This is a genomic window from Streptococcus suis (assembly GCF_019794615.1).
In the GTDB taxonomy this organism is placed as follows: Bacteria; Bacillota; Bacilli; order Lactobacillales; family Streptococcaceae; genus Streptococcus; species Streptococcus suis_AI.
The window spans coordinates 1-2,531 of sequence record NZ_JAIMDU010000041.1; the positions used below are offsets into that span (position 1 = coordinate 1).

2 protein-coding genes and 1 pseudogene are annotated in these 2,531 nt (G+C 37.6%); all 3 read right to left on the reverse strand.

All coding sequences use genetic code 11. From position 1 onward, the window contains the following. Positions 1–908 (reverse strand): transposase (locus K6V43_RS10025; RefSeq protein WP_222382945.1); only part of this gene is annotated, 908 nt, incomplete at its 3' end. Between the two features lie 222 nt (positions 909–1,130). Further along, positions 1,131–1,814, reverse strand: a complete 684-nt coding sequence (locus K6V43_RS10030; protein WP_222382952.1) for an SEC10/PgrA surface exclusion domain-containing protein — start codon at positions 1,812–1,814, stop codon at positions 1,131–1,133. Between the two features lie 372 nt (positions 1,815–2,186). Continuing rightward, positions 2,187–2,366: pseudogene (locus tag K6V43_RS10035) on the reverse strand (copper homeostasis protein CutC); the annotation flags it as partial. Positions 2,367–2,531: the final 165 nt, after the last annotated feature.

The window sequence follows — 2,531 nt, forward strand, 5'->3', positions numbered from 1 at the left end:
GCTTTGCCCTTGTCATCCACCCAAAAGACTTCTCCAGATTGATTGTAAATCACATCCGTATCAAGGTATTGCCTGGTTTCATCTTCTTTCCACTTATGAGGATGATCGATGATAGGAAGAATTGTGGCTTCTTCTATGAGATTCTGAAGAGGAATTCCACTATAACCACGGTCTGCCATCAAATATTCTGCTCTCTCCGTGGTCGTTTGACGCATGTTTCGAATCAGCCTTTTGGCAACAGTAGGTGCCCCTTCTGAGGCCGTCGTCACTTCCCAAGCAACAGGCAGTTCATAAGTCGCATCAACCACAAGATGACAACGATAACCATAGTGTTTCTCCATAGAGACCGTTCCATTTTTATGATGACGTTTTTTTATAGCCATATCGGCATCACAGTCAGAGCGTCTATCCTTTCTTTGTTTCTTACCATATGGTGTTGCATAACTATCAATGAACTTGCCATCTAGGGCTAAGTCAACACCAAATTCCGGAAGAAGGTTGTATAGTTCAGATATGCCAGATAAAACCCACTCGTCAATGTCTGGACAGACCTCTTCCAAGTCCTGAATAAAACGAGAATAAGCAGACTTAGAGGGAGCATGAACAAGTTTAATAGTACCATTTTTGAGCTTAACACCATGAGTTTCAAAGCCACAGATTTGACGGAGCTGGCTATTCATATTAAACTGACGAATCAACTGTTGATCGGTTTCCAACTGAAGAACTATTTTAGCAATATAGGCAATGAAGTAAGATTGAACAGAATAATCCTTACGCCCGTGTTTGCGTTTGGCTTCTAACTTATCAAAGAGACCCGTTTCTGGAAGACCATCTAATACCATCAAAATTTTTTCTAAATCACCTAGTTCGTGATCCTCAAAAAGGTTAAGCTGTGTTATAATTTTCATAGTGAGACCTCGTTAATAGAGATTTTTGACTTAAAACTATTATAACGCTTTGACGTTTCATTGAGGCTCACAAAAGTGAAAAATCGCTACTTAACGTGGCGATTTTTCTTTTTATAGCGTGCTAATCTGGTGATAGGACGGGAATAAATAACTACGGGAATGATTCAGAAAACACTCGGATAAACCGAGTGCCCTCTGAATGGAATCATCTTGGTATCTCAATTAAATCTGACCTTTTTCCAAAATCCAATCCTTCGGAATAAAAATCATATGGGTCAGTAACCAGTCAATGTCAAGAGTAAATTTTGAAAAGGCAAAACCAATCTGCTCTATTCCAGACTCATCCTCATCTAACCCTAAAATAGTCAATGCATGTCCATAATCCGCATGGCTATCATCAAATAATCGCCATATCAAAGCACGGTAGATTAATTTTTTAGCATCATAGAGACTGTATTGTTCTCGGTATTCCGAAAATGACTGACAATCTTTCCCTTTCGGCTCCACACCTGTCGTTTTTGCAATTGCAATTAGACTGTCATAATTATGAGAGCGCAAGGTACTATTCAAAGATTGAGCTAAGCGAACGGCATAATCCAATGCTAAATCACTGACCTCAACAGCCACAGTTCCTAATTCTTTACGTAGGGGATTCAAGAGAGACGCAGCATATTGAGCCAATTCTTCTCTGATTTCCTTGTCTACATTTTCAATATCTGGCAAGATGATATTTCGATCTTCTTCATTTCCTTTATAAATATTAAGCAGTAATCCCTGTTCACCAATTCTTTCCAGTTCAGCATCGAAACCGGATTTTCCATCTTTGGCATATTCTAGAAGTTTTTCATAATACCCTTCTGGCAATACTATCTTGTCTGATATTTCTTGAAGTCTAGCTGTCCCCATGGTATCCTCCCACTTGTTTATTTACAATGTTATTGTAACAAGTTTACATATTTTTGTAAACATTTTCAACTCAAAAATCTACCTGCTTATTTCACATAAAAAAACAATTGCCAGGTGCTATCAATATAAGATATGTTAACTTGAATCTCGTAAAAAAGTTATCGAAGCTCTCCCCTAGCAGTTTCTAGGCTGTGTAAAGGACTTTAACAACCAAAAATGAAAACAGCCGACTGTGTCGACTGCTTTCGTGGAGATTATATGAAAAAGAATAAATATATTGTATCTTCCAATGCTTAAACAAACCTTAACGTAAAAATACTTCTAAAAGACGCACGATTATTATCCTGTAATTTTTATTTGACTCAATGCACCTTACCAAAATAATCTCGTTCCATGTATTTGATTGATAGGTAATGCTTCTAATAAAGTTGGAACATTTTCTGTGGTTAATCCACCGCCAACAAGAATTTCAATTTTTCCATCCGCATAGGCTTGAATGTCTCGTAACCAATCGATATTCTGCAAAGCTGAACCTGTCAGACTTCCACGCGTCGGGAATTTGACAGTTTGAATGACACAAAAGTGCTCTAATCGTTGATATAGCGCTATTTTTTTTGTCAAATTTTTGTATATATTTCTTGCGTACTTTCTCGTACTGTGGTATAATAGAGTGAGGTGCGAATCTATGAGAGTAAAAAAATCAGTATCTAAAAACAC

Bases quoted from the DNA above. Each gene is read 5' to 3' on its own strand.
- K6V43_RS10030 (WP_222382952.1), bottom strand. From the start codon at position 1,814: ATGGGGACAGCTAGACTTCAAGAAATATCAGACAAGATAGTATTGCCA.